The organism is Cytobacillus sp. IB215316 (genome assembly GCF_033963865.1).
GTDB lineage: Bacteria > Bacillota > Bacilli > Bacillales > SM2101 > Nanhaiella > Nanhaiella sioensis.
This window is the reverse complement of sequence record NZ_JAXBMC010000020.1, coordinates 1-15,258: the sequence shown is the minus strand read 5'-3', so window position 1 is coordinate 15,258 and position 15,258 is coordinate 1. Positions and strand designations below refer to the sequence as shown.

The 15,258-nt window shown below is 33.8% G+C and carries 17 protein-coding genes; 1 reads left to right on the top strand and 16 read right to left on the bottom strand.

Annotated elements, in window-relative coordinates:
* Nucleotides 1–192: 192 nt before the first annotated feature.
* The 5 genes from rsmA to metG form a co-directional block, all read right to left on the bottom strand.
* A complete protein-coding gene (rsmA, locus tag SLH48_RS20185; RefSeq protein ID WP_320259589.1) occupies nucleotides 193–1,068 on the bottom strand; it encodes a 16S rRNA (adenine(1518)-N(6)/adenine(1519)-N(6))-dimethyltransferase RsmA in 876 nt (291 codons plus the stop codon).
* Nucleotides 1,061–1,624 carry a ribonuclease M5 gene (rnmV, locus tag SLH48_RS20180; RefSeq protein WP_320259588.1) on the bottom strand — a complete coding sequence of 188 codons (564 nt, stop codon included), beginning with the start codon at nucleotides 1,622–1,624 and terminating at the stop codon, nucleotides 1,061–1,063. The genes rsmA and rnmV overlap by 8 nt, the downstream gene beginning before the upstream one ends.
* A 182-nt stretch (nucleotides 1,625–1,806) precedes the next feature.
* Nucleotides 1,807–2,982 carry a ubiquitin-like domain-containing protein gene (locus SLH48_RS20175; protein WP_320259587.1) on the bottom strand — a complete coding sequence of 392 codons (1,176 nt, stop codon included), beginning with the start codon at nucleotides 2,980–2,982 and terminating at the stop codon, nucleotides 1,807–1,809.
* 239 nt (nucleotides 2,983–3,221) lie between these two features.
* On the bottom strand, nucleotides 3,222–3,989 hold the full coding sequence (locus SLH48_RS20170) for a TatD family hydrolase (protein ID WP_320259586.1): 768 nt from the start codon (nucleotides 3,987–3,989) through the stop codon (nucleotides 3,222–3,224).
* A gap of 174 nt (nucleotides 3,990–4,163) precedes the next feature.
* Nucleotides 4,164–6,143 (bottom strand): methionine--tRNA ligase, encoded by a 1,980-nt coding sequence (gene metG, locus SLH48_RS20165; RefSeq protein WP_320259585.1) that lies wholly within the window; start codon nucleotides 6,141–6,143, stop codon nucleotides 4,164–4,166.
* Nucleotides 6,144–6,609: 466 nt separating this feature from the next.
* On the opposite strand from metG, the gene SLH48_RS20160 reads away from it, so the two are divergent.
* Entirely contained in the window at nucleotides 6,610–6,888 is a 279-nt protein-coding gene (locus SLH48_RS20160) for an AbrB/MazE/SpoVT family DNA-binding domain-containing protein (RefSeq protein ID WP_214484097.1), read from the top strand.
* Between the two features lie 283 nt (nucleotides 6,889–7,171).
* Here SLH48_RS20160 and rsmI read toward each other — a convergent pair whose 3' ends face one another.
* From rsmI to SLH48_RS20105, 11 genes are all read right to left on the bottom strand, one after another.
* Nucleotides 7,172–8,044 (bottom strand): 16S rRNA (cytidine(1402)-2'-O)-methyltransferase, encoded by an 873-nt coding sequence (rsmI, locus tag SLH48_RS20155; protein ID WP_320259584.1) that lies wholly within the window; start codon nucleotides 8,042–8,044, stop codon nucleotides 7,172–7,174.
* The gene (locus SLH48_RS20150; protein WP_320259583.1) at nucleotides 8,013–8,312 is read right to left on the bottom strand and encodes a GIY-YIG nuclease family protein; all 300 of its coding nucleotides are present in this window, start codon (nucleotides 8,310–8,312) and stop codon (nucleotides 8,013–8,015) included. The genes rsmI and SLH48_RS20150 overlap by 32 nt, the downstream gene beginning before the upstream one ends.
* Nucleotides 8,302–9,042, bottom strand: a complete 741-nt coding sequence (locus SLH48_RS20145; RefSeq protein ID WP_320259582.1) for a tRNA1(Val) (adenine(37)-N6)-methyltransferase — start codon at nucleotides 9,040–9,042, stop codon at nucleotides 8,302–8,304. The genes SLH48_RS20150 and SLH48_RS20145 overlap by 11 nt, the downstream gene beginning before the upstream one ends.
* Before the next feature lie 188 nt (nucleotides 9,043–9,230).
* The gene (gene yabA / locus SLH48_RS20140; protein ID WP_214484101.1) at nucleotides 9,231–9,593 is read right to left on the bottom strand and encodes a DNA replication initiation control protein YabA; all 363 of its coding nucleotides are present in this window, start codon (nucleotides 9,591–9,593) and stop codon (nucleotides 9,231–9,233) included.
* Nucleotides 9,594–9,606: 13 nt separating this feature from the next.
* Nucleotides 9,607–10,434 carry a stage 0 sporulation family protein gene (locus SLH48_RS20135; protein ID WP_214484102.1) on the bottom strand — a complete coding sequence of 276 codons (828 nt, stop codon included), beginning with the start codon at nucleotides 10,432–10,434 and terminating at the stop codon, nucleotides 9,607–9,609.
* Nucleotide 10,435: 1 nt separating this feature from the next.
* The gene (holB, locus tag SLH48_RS20130) at nucleotides 10,436–11,440 is read right to left on the bottom strand and encodes a DNA polymerase III subunit delta' (RefSeq protein WP_320259581.1); all 1,005 of its coding nucleotides are present in this window, start codon (nucleotides 11,438–11,440) and stop codon (nucleotides 10,436–10,438) included.
* 7 nt (nucleotides 11,441–11,447) lie between these two features.
* A complete protein-coding gene (locus SLH48_RS20125; protein ID WP_214484104.1) occupies nucleotides 11,448–11,888 on the bottom strand; it encodes a YaaR family protein in 441 nt (146 codons plus the stop codon).
* Between the two features lie 20 nt (nucleotides 11,889–11,908).
* Complete coding sequence (locus tag SLH48_RS20120; RefSeq protein ID WP_214484105.1) at nucleotides 11,909–12,238, bottom strand: cyclic-di-AMP receptor; 330 nt, start codon at nucleotides 12,236–12,238, stop codon at nucleotides 11,909–11,911.
* Between the two features lie 139 nt (nucleotides 12,239–12,377).
* Complete coding sequence (gene tmk / locus SLH48_RS20115) at nucleotides 12,378–13,016, bottom strand: dTMP kinase (RefSeq protein WP_320259580.1); 639 nt, start codon at nucleotides 13,014–13,016, stop codon at nucleotides 12,378–12,380.
* A gap of 16 nt (nucleotides 13,017–13,032) precedes the next feature.
* A complete protein-coding gene (locus SLH48_RS20110; protein WP_320259579.1) occupies nucleotides 13,033–14,472 on the bottom strand; it encodes an aminotransferase class I/II-fold pyridoxal phosphate-dependent enzyme in 1,440 nt (479 codons plus the stop codon).
* A 280-nt stretch (nucleotides 14,473–14,752) separates the two neighbouring features.
* Nucleotides 14,753–14,944, bottom strand: coding sequence for a sigma factor G inhibitor Gin (locus SLH48_RS20105; protein WP_284730486.1), 192 nt, complete (start codon nucleotides 14,942–14,944; stop codon nucleotides 14,753–14,755).
* Nucleotides 14,945–15,258 lie beyond the last annotated feature (314 nt).

The following is a 15,258-nucleotide window of genomic DNA, read 5'->3' as shown; positions in this document are numbered from 1 at the left end:
AAATAAAGACCCTTAATTCATGAAGACATCATGTATTAAGGGAGGCTTGAAAAGCTAATTGTAATTTTATATTTCATATGTATTAAACGAAGGCTGTTTTCACATGAATTGTTGCTTTTCGTAATAAGAGCTAAACGTGTATAAAACTAGAGTTCGTGGCATCTTTTCTTCTTTACAACAATGACTAGTTTACTAAAAGAGCTCTAACAGAATATTACTGAGCAGGGCAAACTCTTCAATAGCTAATGTTTCCCCTCGACGTTTTGGGTCAATATTCGCACTTTTTAGCGCTTCTTCTATTACTTCTTTCTTCTGCTTTCCATTTGGTAATTGATTAACTAAATTGTTTAATATCGTTTTTCTCCGTTGTGCAAATGACGCGCGAACAATTGTAAATAAGTGATCTTCATTCTCTACATTGACTACTGGATCATCTCGTCTTGTTAAACGGATAACAGCAGAGTCAACATTTGGCTGAGGGACAAAAACTGTTTTAGGTACTGTCATTACCTTCTCAGCCTTTGTATAATATTGAACAGCAATCGACAAGGATCCATAATCTTTCGTTCCCGCAGCAGCTGTCATCCGATCAGCAACCTCTTTCTGCAGCATAACAACAATACCCCTGATTGGGATTTGTTCAGTTAGTAATTTCATAATAATCGGCGTTGTAACATAATATGGTAAATTCGCAACTACCATCAAATCTTTCATTTCACCAAACTCTTCTTGTATAACAAGTTCTATATTTGCTTTAAGAAAATCTGAGTGAATTATTTTAACATTATCGTAAATACTTAACGTTTCTTGTAATACTGGTAATAATCGTTGATCTATCTCAAAAGAAACTACCTTGTTAGCACTTTTAGCCAAATGTTCAGTAAGCGCTCCAATACCAGGCCCTATTTCTATTACTCCACTCTCTTCGGTTAACTCAGCATGGTCTACAATACGACGTAACACGTTCGTATCAATTAAAAAATTCTGTCCTAAACTTTTTTTGAAAGAAAAACCATACTTCTCAAGAATTGCTCTCGTACGATTAGGTGTTGCTATATCTTTATTCATGAATTTGCTCCTCCTGTAGCACTTTACGTAATGCAGCTACAAATGAATCTCTAGATATTTGAAACATGATTAGACGTTTGTGTAGTTGTTTACCATTTGTATAACCAATTTTGAGATATTTGCCTAATCGTTCACGTCTTAATTTTGCCTGCTGACCACCAATTAAACCGGCATCTACAAGATCTTGAAAAGGTATAGCTTCCTGTATGTCCTCAATTTCTTGCTTTACATCCTTGAGGGCTTGTTTTATCGCAGTTGGCGAAGCATGCTCAACCCCTATACCTTTTCCATTTTTCCCAATAGCTTCAGACTTTTGCAGAAATGCATGCTTACAACCTGATACTTGCTCAGATATTATTTTTCTTATGCGCTCACCTGGGAAGTCTGGATCAGTAAATATAATAACACCTCTCTTACGTTGCGCTAAGCGAATTTGTTCAATTACAATACTATTTATCGCTGATCCATTTGTCTCTATCGTATCGGCTTGCACAGCACGTTTAATAGCTACTGTATCATCCCGACCTTCAACAACAATTATTTCTTTTATAATCATTTTTATTTTTTCCTCCAAAAGTTGAAACTTTTTTGCCCGTTCAATCGTCTAACATGTAGAAAGTAATTTTCTTTGCCTTATTATGACTGCTTTTTTACACAATCTATACTAAAACAACTTAGCTTAAACAATTATAACGTAAAAATGCAGAGGATAGAAAAATCCTCCGCATGAACAAAGTGTTAATTAATTATTCTTATTTTTACTTTTTTGTTGCCCCATCGATAAGCTTCATCTTTCGTCGGGAAAAACACATCAATTTTATAGCCTTTAATAGCAGAACCAACATCTCCTGCTACAGCGTAACCATAACCTTCTACATATACTTTAGTTCCTAAAGGTATAACACTAGGGTCTACGGCAATTACTTTTGCTTGAGGGTTTGCTTTTAAATTTATGCCAGTAGAGGTTATTCCACTACAGCCATTACAACTTGCAGTATATGCGGTAGAAGATACATAAAATTCTTCCCCACCTTCAGTACCACGGGATACTTGAATGTCTTCTTTAGTACCCACAGCTACAACACGGTCAAGACTTTCTTTTAATGTCGATGTATTTACTAATGTTCTTGAAATTTCTTTGCCATTTTCTAAGATAACTTCATATTGTTTTTCAACTAAACCTTCTTTACCTTCAGAAAGAACTTTTGAAGCACCTTTAGATAATTTACTATCATTTTTAGTAACAACTGCATAGTCGACTGGCTCTTCCACTACATCGGTGACTTTTTCAACTCTCGTCACAGTAATAACCGAATCCTTTTTCACTCGTTCTGTTAAGTTGGGTTCAACGCGATCAAGTAAATTGAGAGTGATCTCTTGCTGCTTTAAAAAGTCAGCGACAGTAGTCGAAGTAGACCATACTTGTTTATCTTCTCCGCCGACATTTAGTGTAATTTGAAATGCCTTTTCCAATGTTACTACAATTTCATTACTTATATCTGTACTTAATTCTGGTCGAATTCGGTCATGACTTGTTAATTCAATTTCATTTTCTGCCAGAAATTCTTTTACTGTTTTTGCAGTTGTCCAATACGCTTGCTCTTCCCTCTCTTTTACAAAGAGAACAAGCTGTGCTGGCTCCCACACCACTTCAATATTATTACTTATTGGTGTATCCACCGATGGATTTACTTTGTCTGCAGGTTTTACATTGACATCATATTCGTCTAACAGCTCATTAACTGTATCCGCATGTGTATTAACTACCTGCGTATAACCATCAAGAGTTAGAGTAACTCTTTCCTTCGTAGCTTGGAAAATGATAAAGACTAATCCAGCTGAGATAGCTATGAAACTACTAATAATTATAGCTAATCTCTCTTTCTTGAAGGGCTTAAAAAACAGATTTTTCAATCTTGATAACTCGATGAAAAACGCCTCCTTCTCCTCGGAGAGATTATATATAGTTAGTTACTATCTGTCAACCCTGACCTCCTTTTCACTTTCGATATACAACATTATGCAAAAAATAACTAAAAAAGAAAAGGGAGACTTATCGACACTCCCATCACCTACAATAGTAAAGGATGTAGAATTTACTCAAGGTCAGATATCGTTAGACAAGTCTCTTCAGCAAAAGACAAAGAAATTTATCATTTTATGCCGAATAATTTTTTTGCATTTAACCCTGTTTTTTCAGAAACTTCCTCAACTGTAATTCCTTTTAAATGAGCAATGGATTCAGCAACATACTTTACATAGCTCGGCTCATTACGTTTCCCACGATAAGGGTGTGGAGCTAAATACGGACAGTCTGTTTCTATGAGAAGATTTTCTAACGGTATATCCTTAGCAACTTCTTTAGGCTTTTTTGCATTTTTAAATGTGACAGGGCCCCCGAGTGAAATATAAAAGTTCATATCCATACACTTTTTAGCTACCTCTACACTTCCGGTGAAGCAATGCATAATCCCACCAACTTGTTCAGCATTCTCTTCCTCAAGAATTTGTAAAACATCAGCTGTTGCTTCGCGATTATGTATAATAATTGGCAAGTTTACCTTTTTTGCTAGTTTAATTTGTTTGCGGAACACTTCTTTTTGAACATCTTTTGGTGATTTATCCCAATAATAATCTAGCCCCATTTCCCCAATCGCAACTACTTTTGGATGACTTGCCAATTCTTCAATCCATGATAGGTCCTCATCAACCATATCAATTGCATCAACTGGGTGCCAACCAACTGCAGCATAAATAAAGTCATACATGTCAGTAAGTTCCATAGCGCGAGTAATTGTTTGACGATCAAAACCAACAACAACTATATGGGATACACCTTCCATTTTAGCACGATTAATGACATCTACTACATCCTCGTCAAATTGCGTTGCATTTAGGTGTGCATGTGTATCAAATAACATCTTAAAACCTCTTTTCAATTATTAAATTCTCTAGCAATACAATTATGTTAAATTTAGATTAAATTAAGGTGTTCCACTTCTATAATGAGCAGAACACCTCTAATTGAAAACCTAAAAGCCTTGTTATTCACCTATAAATGAGACAACAAAGACAACCTATGCTGTGTACTATAGCTATTTTACTTTTGTTCCATTAGGTAGATTTTGATTAACAGATGCTAAAGACAGCATGCCCTCATTTTTACCTGCTAGAATCATTCCTTGTGATAATTCACCACGAAGTTTAACTGGTTTTAAGTTCGTTACACAAATGACTTTTTGTCCAACTAACTCCTCAGGCTTATAATGCTCTGCTATTCCTGATACAACTTGCCGTTGTTCATACCCTAAATCTAATTGAAGTTTTAACAATTTATTTGCTTTCTTCACTGGCTCAGCATGTATAACCTCTGCAACCCGTAAATCGATTTTCATAAAGTCATCAATCGTAATTTCATCTAGTTCAGGCTCATTCTTCTCAGTTTTCTCAGTTTTTTCAACAACATCACCTTGCATTTGTTGTTTAATATACTCAACCTCTTCCTCCATATCCAACCTTGGAAAAATAGGTTCCCCCTTGTTAACTGTTACATTTGGTGGAATAAGCCCAAATTGTGCTAAACTATCCCATTGCTTTAATTTGTCGTCAGTAATTCCCATTTGCTCAAACATGAGTGACGGTGTCTGTGTTAAAAATGGCTGTAATAAGATTGCCACCCTACGTAGTGATTCCACTAAATGTGTCATAACTGAAGCAAGCTGTTCTCTACTATTTTCATCTTTCGCTAACAACCATGGCTGAGTTTCATCAATATATTTATTTGATCGACTAATTAATTGCCACACGGAAGAAAGCGCAACTGAAAACTCCATTTTCTCCATAGCATCACTATATTTCTCTACAACTTTTTCATTCATTGTTACAAGTTCATTGTCAAAGTCTGTTTTAGAACCGTTATATCTAGGTATCTCCCCATCAAAGTACTTTTGAATCATAGCAATGGTTCTATTGAGTAAGTTACCTAAATCATTAGCCAAATCAAAATTTATCCTTTCAACAAACCCTTCTGGGGTAAACACGCCATCTGCCCCAAATGGAACTTCTCTAAGTAGATAGTAACGTAATGCATCTAAGCCATATCGGTCAATTAAAGATACAGGATCAACAACATTACCTTTCGATTTCGACATTTTGCCGTCCTTCATGAGGAGCCAACCGTGAGCAAATACTTTCTTCGGTAGCGGTAAATCCAATGCCATAAGCATTATAGGCCAATATATCGTATGAAAACGTACTATTTCTTTACCAACCAGATGTACATCGGCTGGCCAATAAGCTTGAAATTTTTCATCATTTTCTGAGCTATATCCCAATGCTGTAATATAATTTGTTAATGCATCTATCCACACGTAAATGACATGCTTAGGATCACCAGGAACCTTTATTCCCCAATCAAACGTTGTTCTTGATACTGCTAAGTCCTCTAGGCCAGGTTTAATGAAATTATTTATCATTTCATTTTTTCGCGATTCTGGCTGAATAAATTGAGGATTGTCTTCGTAGAATTTTAGCAGTCGATCAACATATTTACCCATTTTAAAGAAATATGATTCCTCTTTCACTTTTTCTACAGCACGTCCACAATCTGGGCATTTTCCGTCGACTAATTGACGTTCAGTGTAGAAAGATTCACAAGGTGTACAGTACCACCCTTCATATACATCTAAATAAATATCTTCCTGTTTAACAAGTTGATCAAAAATCTTCTCAACAATATCTTTATGCCTTGGTTGCGTTGTTCGTATAAAATCATCATACGAAATATCTAATTTTTTCCATAATTCCTGTATTCCTGATACAATGTCATCTACATACTTTTGAGGTGAAACCCCTTTTTCTTCAGCCTTTTGCTGAATTTTTTGACCATGTTCATCCGTACCCGTTAAATACATCACATTATAACCTTTAAGTCTTTTATAACGGGCCATCGCATCACCTGCGACCGTTGTATAAGCATGTCCTATATGCAACTTGCCGCTTGGATAATATATTGGGGTAGTAATATAAAAGTTATTAGCTCCTTGTTTCATCTTTTCCTCCTTATGTAATAACAAATCAATAATTATAAACCTTAGTTTACTATAAAGATAAGCTTCTTTAACTAGTGTATAGGATTTATTGTTTATTTTATTTTAAAACGTATAGTCGAATCAAATTTCAAATTTTATTAGTATTTATTTTCCAGTAGTTTTTTGTCGATTTATAGTTGAAATTTGTCGAATTTTATTTATAATAATTCTTAACTATATTGGTAAATTGTTTGAAAAAGTTAAGAATAAATGGATTATTTTCTAAATATTTACCATTTAGTGATTTTATAGCATTTTAACTTAAATCCTATTAAAACAATAGTTATCTCTCTATATAATACCATTTTTTTTAAAACACTACATATATTTCAATTAAATTTATTGACTAGCATGGGAAACACTGGTATTATAAAGAAAATAATTATTTGTCGAATAATGACGAATTTAAGAGATAATAAAAATTTTTGTACTACTGAGAGGAGTATTTATTATGAAATCTACAGGTATAGTTCGTAAGGTTGATGAGTTAGGTCGTGTAGTAATCCCGATTGAACTTAGACGTACACTAGGAATTGCAGAAAAGGATGCACTAGAAATCTACGTTGATGATGATAGAATTATTTTGAAAAAGTACAAGCCTAATATGACTTGTCAAGTAACAGGGGAAGTATCTGATGATAACTTTACTCTTGCCGAGGGTAAAATTATTCTAAGTCCTGAAGGTGCAGAAAAGCTAATAGATGAAATTAAATCAAACCAAGTAAAATAATGGAGTTATTATAAAAACAAGCGCCTTACATTTCCGTTATATGGAATGTCTATAAGGCGCTTTTTTCTTTTTATTTGGCTATTTTTCGAAAACTATGTTGTTGTTTTTACTTTAATTTGAGAAACTCATGTCGTGTATTATATATTGACTTTTGTAGTTTTTAGATAAGAAAAGATATCCCGAACATTAGTAATATTCGTGTTTAGCTCTTATTGCAAAAAAAGCAACAATAACTACGAAAACACCCATTTATTTCCTAGGAAAAAGGATCATAATTTGAATTCTACTTTATATGGTATTGTTGATAAACTTCTCTTTTTACCATATCCCTATCTTTTGCTACTTTTTTTATAGCATCCTTTGAAGTGTACGATTGTTTATTTATATAATAATCGATATGCTCTACAACAGTTAATTCTTCCCACCATTGATTTTCCATATGACTTTCTATACTACTTCCTTCTACTATAATACAAAACTCACCACGCACATTCGATTGCTGAGACCATTGCAATAGATCTTGTATCGTTCCCCTTATGAATTCTTCATACTTTTTTGTCAGCTCTCTTGAAAGGACTGCAGGGCGATCACCTAATTGGTCTAACATTATTTTTAACGTCTCTTGCAACCTATGCGGTGATTCATAAAATATCATCGTTTCTTGTACTTGGTTACAAAGCTCCAATTGTTTCCGTTTTTCTTTTTTGTGACGAGGTAAAAATCCGTAAAAATAAAAAGGTTGTGTTTTTATTCCAGAAGCAATTAACGATGTTAATGCTGCATTTGCACCTGGCAATGGAATCACCTTGTACTGCTCTTTTAATGCTGCAACAACAATTTCAAAACCTGGGTCAGAAATTGTCGGCATCCCTGCATCACTAACTAATGCTACCTTTTTTCCTGATTTAAGCAGGTTTATTATTTTTTCGCCACTCGTCTCTTTATTATGCTCATGATAACTCATGACTGCATTTGATATTTGAAAGTAATTCAATAGCTTTTTCGTTTGTCTTGTATCTTCTGCTGCTATAATGTCTGACTCTTTAAGTATACGTATGGCTCTATATGTCATATCTTCTAAATTACCAATAGGTGTTGGAACAAGATATAAGCACCCCTCGGTATTATCGTTTTGAAAGCTGTTTTGTTGCCACATACTTTAGTTTGTTCTCCTTTGCTATAAATTGCTCTTTCTTCTGTCGTGTTTTAAGTTGCTTGAAGTCCCATTCTGCCCGAAGTGCTTCATTTTTTGTAGCATACGATTTGGAGAACAGTAATGTTACGGGAATACGTCCTCTCGTATACTTTGCCCCTTTGCCCTCATTATGTGTTCTTATGCGTTTTTTAAGGTCATTTGTATAACCAGCATAATAGCTTCCATCACTGCATTCTAATACATATAAGAAATGCTGTTTACTTTCCATATAGAATGTTCCTCACATCGTCAGTGTATTCATTGTGTTCATTATATACTACTAGCGGGGGTAATAACTTCAAATCTGGGCTTCCATCCTTGGTCGCTTCAATTAATAGGGTATTTGCTTCTCTTCCATGTCGTGGGTAAACAAATTGTAATCTTTTTGGCTCTAAACGATATTTCCTCATTAATGTAATCATGTCAATAAGACGACCTGGTCGATGTACAAATGCTGCTTTCCCGCCCTGTTTAAGTAGCATACTACTTACTCTAATTGTATCCTCTAGCGTACAATAAATTTCATGTCTAGCAATTGCTAAATGTTCATTTTTATTAATTTCTTCATTACTAGGTGTTGGAAAATAAGGTGGATTACAAGTAACAATGTCATACTTTCCTTGTCCTAATAATGTGGGCATATCTTTTATATCGCCATGGATAAATTTTATGCGGCTATCTAGCTTATTAAATGCAATTGTTCTCTCAGCCATCTGATAAATTTTTTCTTGGATTTCGACTCCTGTAATATGCCCTTTTGTCCTTTTACTAAGTAATAATGGTATAACTCCATTTCCTGAGCATAAATCAATTAAATTACCCTTTTGAATTGGTACATAAACAAATTTGGCTAATAAAACTGTATCTAGTGAAAAGGCGAACATCGATGGGCTCTGAATAATTCTCATATTTTCACCAAGTAAATGATCTAATCGCTCATCCCCTATAAGTTCAACCATCATAGACACTCCTTTCTGTTTATAACGATGTTGTCGCATTAAGAACTAAACACATTCGGCACCTTTTCTTATGACAATACATTTCCGTCACTCAACTTTAAGTGAAAAGTGCCTAATTAAAAGTTTGTCACTTCTATAGTTATTAAAATTCCTAGTAAAAATAGTCTTCCAAAGTGGAAGACTATACATTATTTTTTATTTAAAAATGATAAACAAAACAAGCAATCTCCTTCTGCACGAACACTACCATAGTGAACATTACATATATGAAATCCTTCTTGATATAAGCGGGCTAAATTATCATAACCCTCCCCAATATCGACTTGCTTATTTTGTTTCCTTTTGTTATTAGATTTGTTCTTCTTTAATTTTTTTGGCTCTTCTGAGGTTTGCTCTAATCTACGTCTAAGATGCTCATTCTCAATTATTAAATGATGATTTTCTTCCAATAATTGTGCAAGATGATCTTTTAGCTCTCCCAGTTGACGATATAAATGCCCTATTTGCTCCTCCATACTGCTTACTGAATGAAAAATCTCTTTTTTATCCACAAAATCCACCTCATTAATCTGTGGCTTGAATTGATACAGCTCCCTCGTTCATTAATTCATCCAATGTGTATTCAATTACTCGTTCTCTATCGTTTAACTCGACTTGTAATACACGTTCTAATATATTCAATCCAACTACACGGCCTGCTCCATTAGGTGTTACGATCTTCTCCCCTATATCAGGTAGCAGTTGTTTAGCAGATTCGTATTCATCATTTTCATACTTTAAGCAACACATCAATCGGCCACATAGACCAGATATTTTAGTAGGATTTAAAGAGAGGTTTTGGTCTTTTGCCATTTTTATAGAGACTGGTTCAAAGTCCCCTAAAAATGTCGAACAGCAGAGCATTCTTCCACACGGACCTATACCACCTAACATTTTGGCTTCATCACGAACACCAATTTGACGCAATTCAATTCTTGTTCGAAAAATAGCTGCAAGATCTTTTACTAGTTCTCTAAAATCAACGCGGCCATCTGCTGTGAAGTAGAAAATTACCTTATTTCGGTCAAAGGTATACTCTACATCTACTAGTTTCATCTCCAAGCCATGTTGATTAACCTTTTCGATGCATACTTCATATGCTTCTTGTGCAGCTTGTTTATTCTCTTCAACAATAAGTTTATCTTTTGATTCAGCAATTCTAATAACTTTTCTTAATGGAAGAACTATGTCACTCTCATCGACTTGTTTTTTATTTATAACTACCTTGCCGAATTCAATTCCACGAACTGTTTCTACTATAACAAATTCTCCATCATCTATTTTAAATTCCCCTGGATCAAAATAATAAATTTTCCCAGCTTTTTTAAAACGTACACCAACTACATCATACAAATTAAAATCCCTCCTGCAAATTCAATACAAGTTGTTCCATTAATAAATGTGGATTCATGTTGGTGTGTAAACGACTTTTGGCCTCTAAAACTGCTGACATTTGTTCAGCAATATGATTTTGAGAAATATGAAGGGCATATTGATTTAATTTTTCTAATTGGTCAGTATACACAACGTATTCATTTTCACCTAACTGAATATATAGTAAATCTTTTAATAAAAGTAATAATAAGTCTAAACTACTATCAAGCTTGTCTTTATCATTGAAATGGGAGAGCCACTTCTCCTGAATATATAATAAAGCTTTAGCATAATTCATATTTAGCATTTCATATAATTGTATCACTATCATCCTAGATTGCGCAAACCAATCATCTTGACATAATTCCGTTGCTTCTTCAAAGTTATTGGTCAATTGAGCGACTATTGCAGCTAAATGGTTTGGAGCCCCTTTGTCTAATAGGAAATCTTTCATAACAATTGAAGAAATTGGTTGAAAAGATAACACTTGACAACGAGAAATAATAGTATTTAACATTTTCTGTATATTTTCTGTAAGGAGAATAGCGATTGTATCAGAATCAGGCTCCTCTAAAAATTTCAATAGACTGTTAGCAGCATTTGTCGTCATCCGATCAGCATGTTCAATAATATATAACTTTTTAGATGACTCTACTCCAGTTTTAGAAAATTCACTTTGTAAATCTTGAATTTGTGATTTTTTAATTGATTGGCCATCTGGTTCAATGATATGCACATCAGGGTGGTTTTTCGAATCAACCCTACGACAATTGATACAATTTTGGCAAGGCATGCTTCCATTCAAATGTTTACATAACATGCTTTTAGCTAGCATAAGGCTAACATGCTTCTTTCCTGTACCTCGACCACCTTCAAATATATATGCGTGGGCTACTCTATCCTTAAGTATACTATTAGTGAGCATTTTTATTATTGTCGGTTGATAGGTTTCTAGCTTGTCCCACGTATCATTTACCACAAACATCACTCTCTTACGTATACAAATTTATTAATAATCCTTTTATAATCCCTATTTTATTTAATAGAGAAATTGAATTACTTTCTTTATCTATCAGTGTATCAGCTAAATCAATCAACTCTTGATCGATGTTTTCGATAATTTTTAGCTTTCTACCCTGTCCCCTAGAATTCCAACTATGAGATTGCTTTAAGTCCATGCCGAAATCAACAGCTTGCTCCACGAAGCGTTTCACTAACGCTTTATACTTAGTTAAATCCTTAAATGTTCTTGAGCGAGCGAGCAAATTACCAGCTACTTCAATATCTTTCATAAGCTTGTTTAACTGTTCAACATGCATTTTTGAATCTTGTTTCTGTACAAGCTCATTAAACTTCATTTGATTACTAGATGATTGCTTAATTTCTGGTTGAGCCTTTTCAATGGTTGTCTTTACATCTTGGTTAATTTTCATTATAAATACCTCATATCCGTCTAAAATTGGTGAAATTGATCGATTGGAAGAACAAATACCGTAGCTCCTCCTACCTCTACTTCAACCGGATATGATGCGTAAGTATCTACATTTCCACCCATTGGAGAAATAGGGGCAACTAATTGATCACGATGTTGGCAACTTTCTTTTATGACCTGTAAGGCTTTTTCAACACGAATATCTTCTGTTCCAATTATAAATGTTGTATTTCCAGATTTTAAAAAACCACCTGTACTTGCAAGCTTTGTCGCTCGAAAATTATGGTCAACTAGTGCATTTGACAATCGATTACTATCCTGATCTTGGACGACTGCTAAAATTAATTTCATAACATCAGCCTCCTATCATTTTATCACGAAATTCCTATATCATCATGTTTAGGATGTTGGAAAATATCGTTTATGTTTCGTTTATTATAACATCATTTTCCATCACTTTACCTAGGCACTTATCATGAATTTTAAATTATTATCGTTTATGTCCTTCTATAAAATGCTCTATATGCATTTTTGCTTCATTGAATACCTCTTCAAGCGGCCTGTCTGCCTCGACTAGTCTAATACGATCTGAAAAGCGGTCAACTAATAATAAATATCCTTCACGCACCCTCTCATGAAAGGAGATGTTCTCCATATCTAACCTATTAACCTCTCTTTTATTATTTTGTTGAATTCTTTGTAGTCCCACAATTGGCTCTATATCAAAATATAAAGTAAAATGAGGCATTAAGTTGTTAATGGCAAACTTATTTATGCCAAAAACTTCATCAATACCAATTCCTCTAGCATAACCTTGATAAGCGAGTGAGCTATCTATAAAACGGTCACACAATACTACTTTCCCTTCTTCTAAGGCTGGGATTACCTTTTCGACGAGATGTTGCCGTCTTGCAGCTGCGTATAACAAAGCTTCTGTACGACCATCCATTGTATCGTTCTGTTGATCTAATATTACATTCCTAATTTGCTCTGAAATAGCAATGCCTCCAGGTTCACGAGTTGAAATGACATCATACCCTTTTTTATATAAATAATTTGCTAATTTATCAATGATTGTTGTTTTTCCAGCACCTTCAGGGCCTTCAAAAGAAAAAAAATATCCAGACACTCAATATTCTCCTTTGCTATCTATCAAAAATTTCTATCTCGTTTTGCTTCAATAATTGTCCACCATGAAATTTAGCACCCAATTCCTTAAAATTAAGGATTCTTTCAATATGTGATTCTGTAATTACTTCTCCTACTATTAAAAGTGGTACTCCTGGCGGATAAGGTATTAACATTTGAGCACATAATTGACCTACCGCATCTTTTAACGGAATTACTTTCTTATTGTAGCTTTTTAACTGGCTATATGAAATAGTTAAAGTAGAAATGTTATCGTTCGAATACATTTTTACGTTAGAACTCTTCGTTTTAGTTATTTCGACAGAATGTAAAATATTCTCTATAGAAAGTAACGGCTTAAATAAGTTTTCATCATTTGATAATGGAAATATGAACAACACATTATCAGGATCGGCTAATTCTGTATAAACTCCATAATCCTCAAATAATTTTTGGAGATCATAGCCAGATAATACACAATTAGATTGAATGGTAACCTTCAATGGGTCAGTTAATATAGATGGATTATTTGTTCTCGCTACTTTAATTTGTGGTATAGAATGTAAAATCTCAGTATATTGATTTATTTTCTCAACAAGTTGATTGATTATGCTAGTATGTTTTATATCGTTAAGATAGTATCTTGCTAAATCTAAAGAAGCCATTATGGGATAAGAGGGACTACTTGTTTGAAATAGCTGTAAGTAATACACCAAATTATTTATATCAACAAGATTACTTTTGACATGAATAAATGACCCCATAGTCATTGCGGGTAAGGTTTTGTGTGCGGAATGAACAACAATATCAGCTCCACACTCAATTGCAGAAATAGGGAATGGCTGACCTAGATTAAAATGAGCACCATGTGCTTCATCAACTAATACTGGAATATCATAATCATGAGCATATGAAATAACCTCTGTTAAGTCAACTGACTGCCCATAATAATTGGGATTTGTTAAAATGATAGCCTTCGCCTTAGGATGTTCTTTAATTGCTTGTTTAATCGTATCAATTGGGACATGAGCTGCAGTTTTTACTATATCATCATAATAAGGGGCTAAAAAAACTGGCTTAACCCCTGCCAATTGAATACTATTAAAAATAGACTTATGACTATTCCTTTGTACAAGAACAGTGTCATCTTTCTCACATACAGCAAGTACCATTGCTAAATTACCAGCTGTGCTGCCATTAACTAAAAAAAAACTCTGGTCTACACCATATAACTCAGCAGTTAATTGTTGGGCTTGTGCAATAGCAGATTCAGGTGCATGTAAATCATCTAGCCCTGTTAATTCAGTCGCATCTATTCTTAATATATCTTCAAAGAAGTTAATACCTTTTTTAGGGAAGAGGGCACCATATTTATGACCAGGAACATGGTATGAATACGGGTTATTATTAATATGTTGAACTAACGCATCAAACAAAGGTGTTAATTTTTGATCCATTATTACTCCTTCCAGAACGGAATTATATACTTTACATACCTCATTATTATAACTTATTTCAAGCTTTAAAATCTTATTAAATAAGGCATATTATAACAGTAATTATTTGCTATAAGACTAAGATCTAAACATTATTATTATGTAACTATCCCCTATAATACATAGTATAGCTACAAAAAGAGCCTTAATAAAAACACTTATGTATCTATGTACACAAGTGTTCAGAAATTAATTATGATATTTCAGTAAATAATTATTTGTAGTGTGATATGGTATTGATCTATGAAGATGTTGCCTTCTTTAACTGTTGTAGATAAAACTGATACTTTGGATCGCTCGTATCCGTTGTTATCATATTCTTTTCACATTCTATACAAATAAATGTCTTATATAAATGAATTCCTTGATACTTTCTCTGTTCACATATTAAACACGTTTCCCCAATAAGTTGTTTTACTACAAGTGAACTCAACACCTCCACCTCCATACACTTATTATCATCAGTATTTTTAAAATTTATACATAATTTAGAATTTTGGTTACAGAATAATTGTTTTTACTATTTCTATTAGTGTATTTCTTTTTTAAAATAAATGTGTATGTCTATACGCAATAAGTACAACATATCTTTCAAATTTTTTAAGTCAACACATTCAAGGAAACTTGTACATTGCAAAAAAAGCAGACAAAAAAACACAGAGAAGCTCTCTGTGTTTTTTAATTGCCTGGCAACGTCCTACTCTCACAGGGGGAAACCCCCAACTACCATCGGCGCTGAAGAGCTTA

Coding starts and splice junctions, on each gene's coding strand:
- SLH48_RS20145 (WP_320259582.1), bottom strand. CDS start 9,042: ATGGTTGAACTTATAGGGGATGAGCGATTAGATCATTTACTTGGTGAA.
- SLH48_RS20125 (WP_214484104.1), bottom strand. CDS start 11,888: ATGAAAATTAACCAAGATGTAAAGACAACCATTGAAAAGGCTCAACCA.
- SLH48_RS20110 (WP_320259579.1), bottom strand. CDS start 14,472: ATGGATCAAAAATTAACACCTTTGTTTGATGCGTTAGTTCAACATATT.
- rnmV (WP_320259588.1), bottom strand. CDS start 1,624: ATGATTATAAAAGAAATAATTGTTGTTGAAGGTCGGGATGATACAGTA.
- SLH48_RS20150 (WP_320259583.1), bottom strand. CDS start 8,312: ATGGAAAGTAAACAGCATTTCTTATATGTATTAGAATGCAGTGATGGA.
- rsmI (WP_320259584.1), bottom strand. CDS start 8,044: ATGTGGCAACAAAACAGCTTTCAAAACGATAATACCGAGGGGTGCTTA.
- rsmA (WP_320259589.1), bottom strand. CDS start 1,068: ATGAATAAAGATATAGCAACACCTAATCGTACGAGAGCAATTCTTGAG.
- SLH48_RS20120 (WP_214484105.1), bottom strand. CDS start 12,238: ATGAAATTAATTTTAGCAGTCGTCCAAGATCAGGATAGTAATCGATTG.
- holB (WP_320259581.1), bottom strand. CDS start 11,440: ATGTTTGTGGTAAATGATACGTGGGACAAGCTAGAAACCTATCAACCG.
- SLH48_RS20170 (WP_320259586.1), bottom strand. CDS start 3,989: ATGTTATTTGATACACATGCACACCTAAATGCAACGCAATTTGACGAG.
- SLH48_RS20160 (WP_214484097.1), top strand. CDS start 6,610: ATGAAATCTACAGGTATAGTTCGTAAGGTTGATGAGTTAGGTCGTGTA.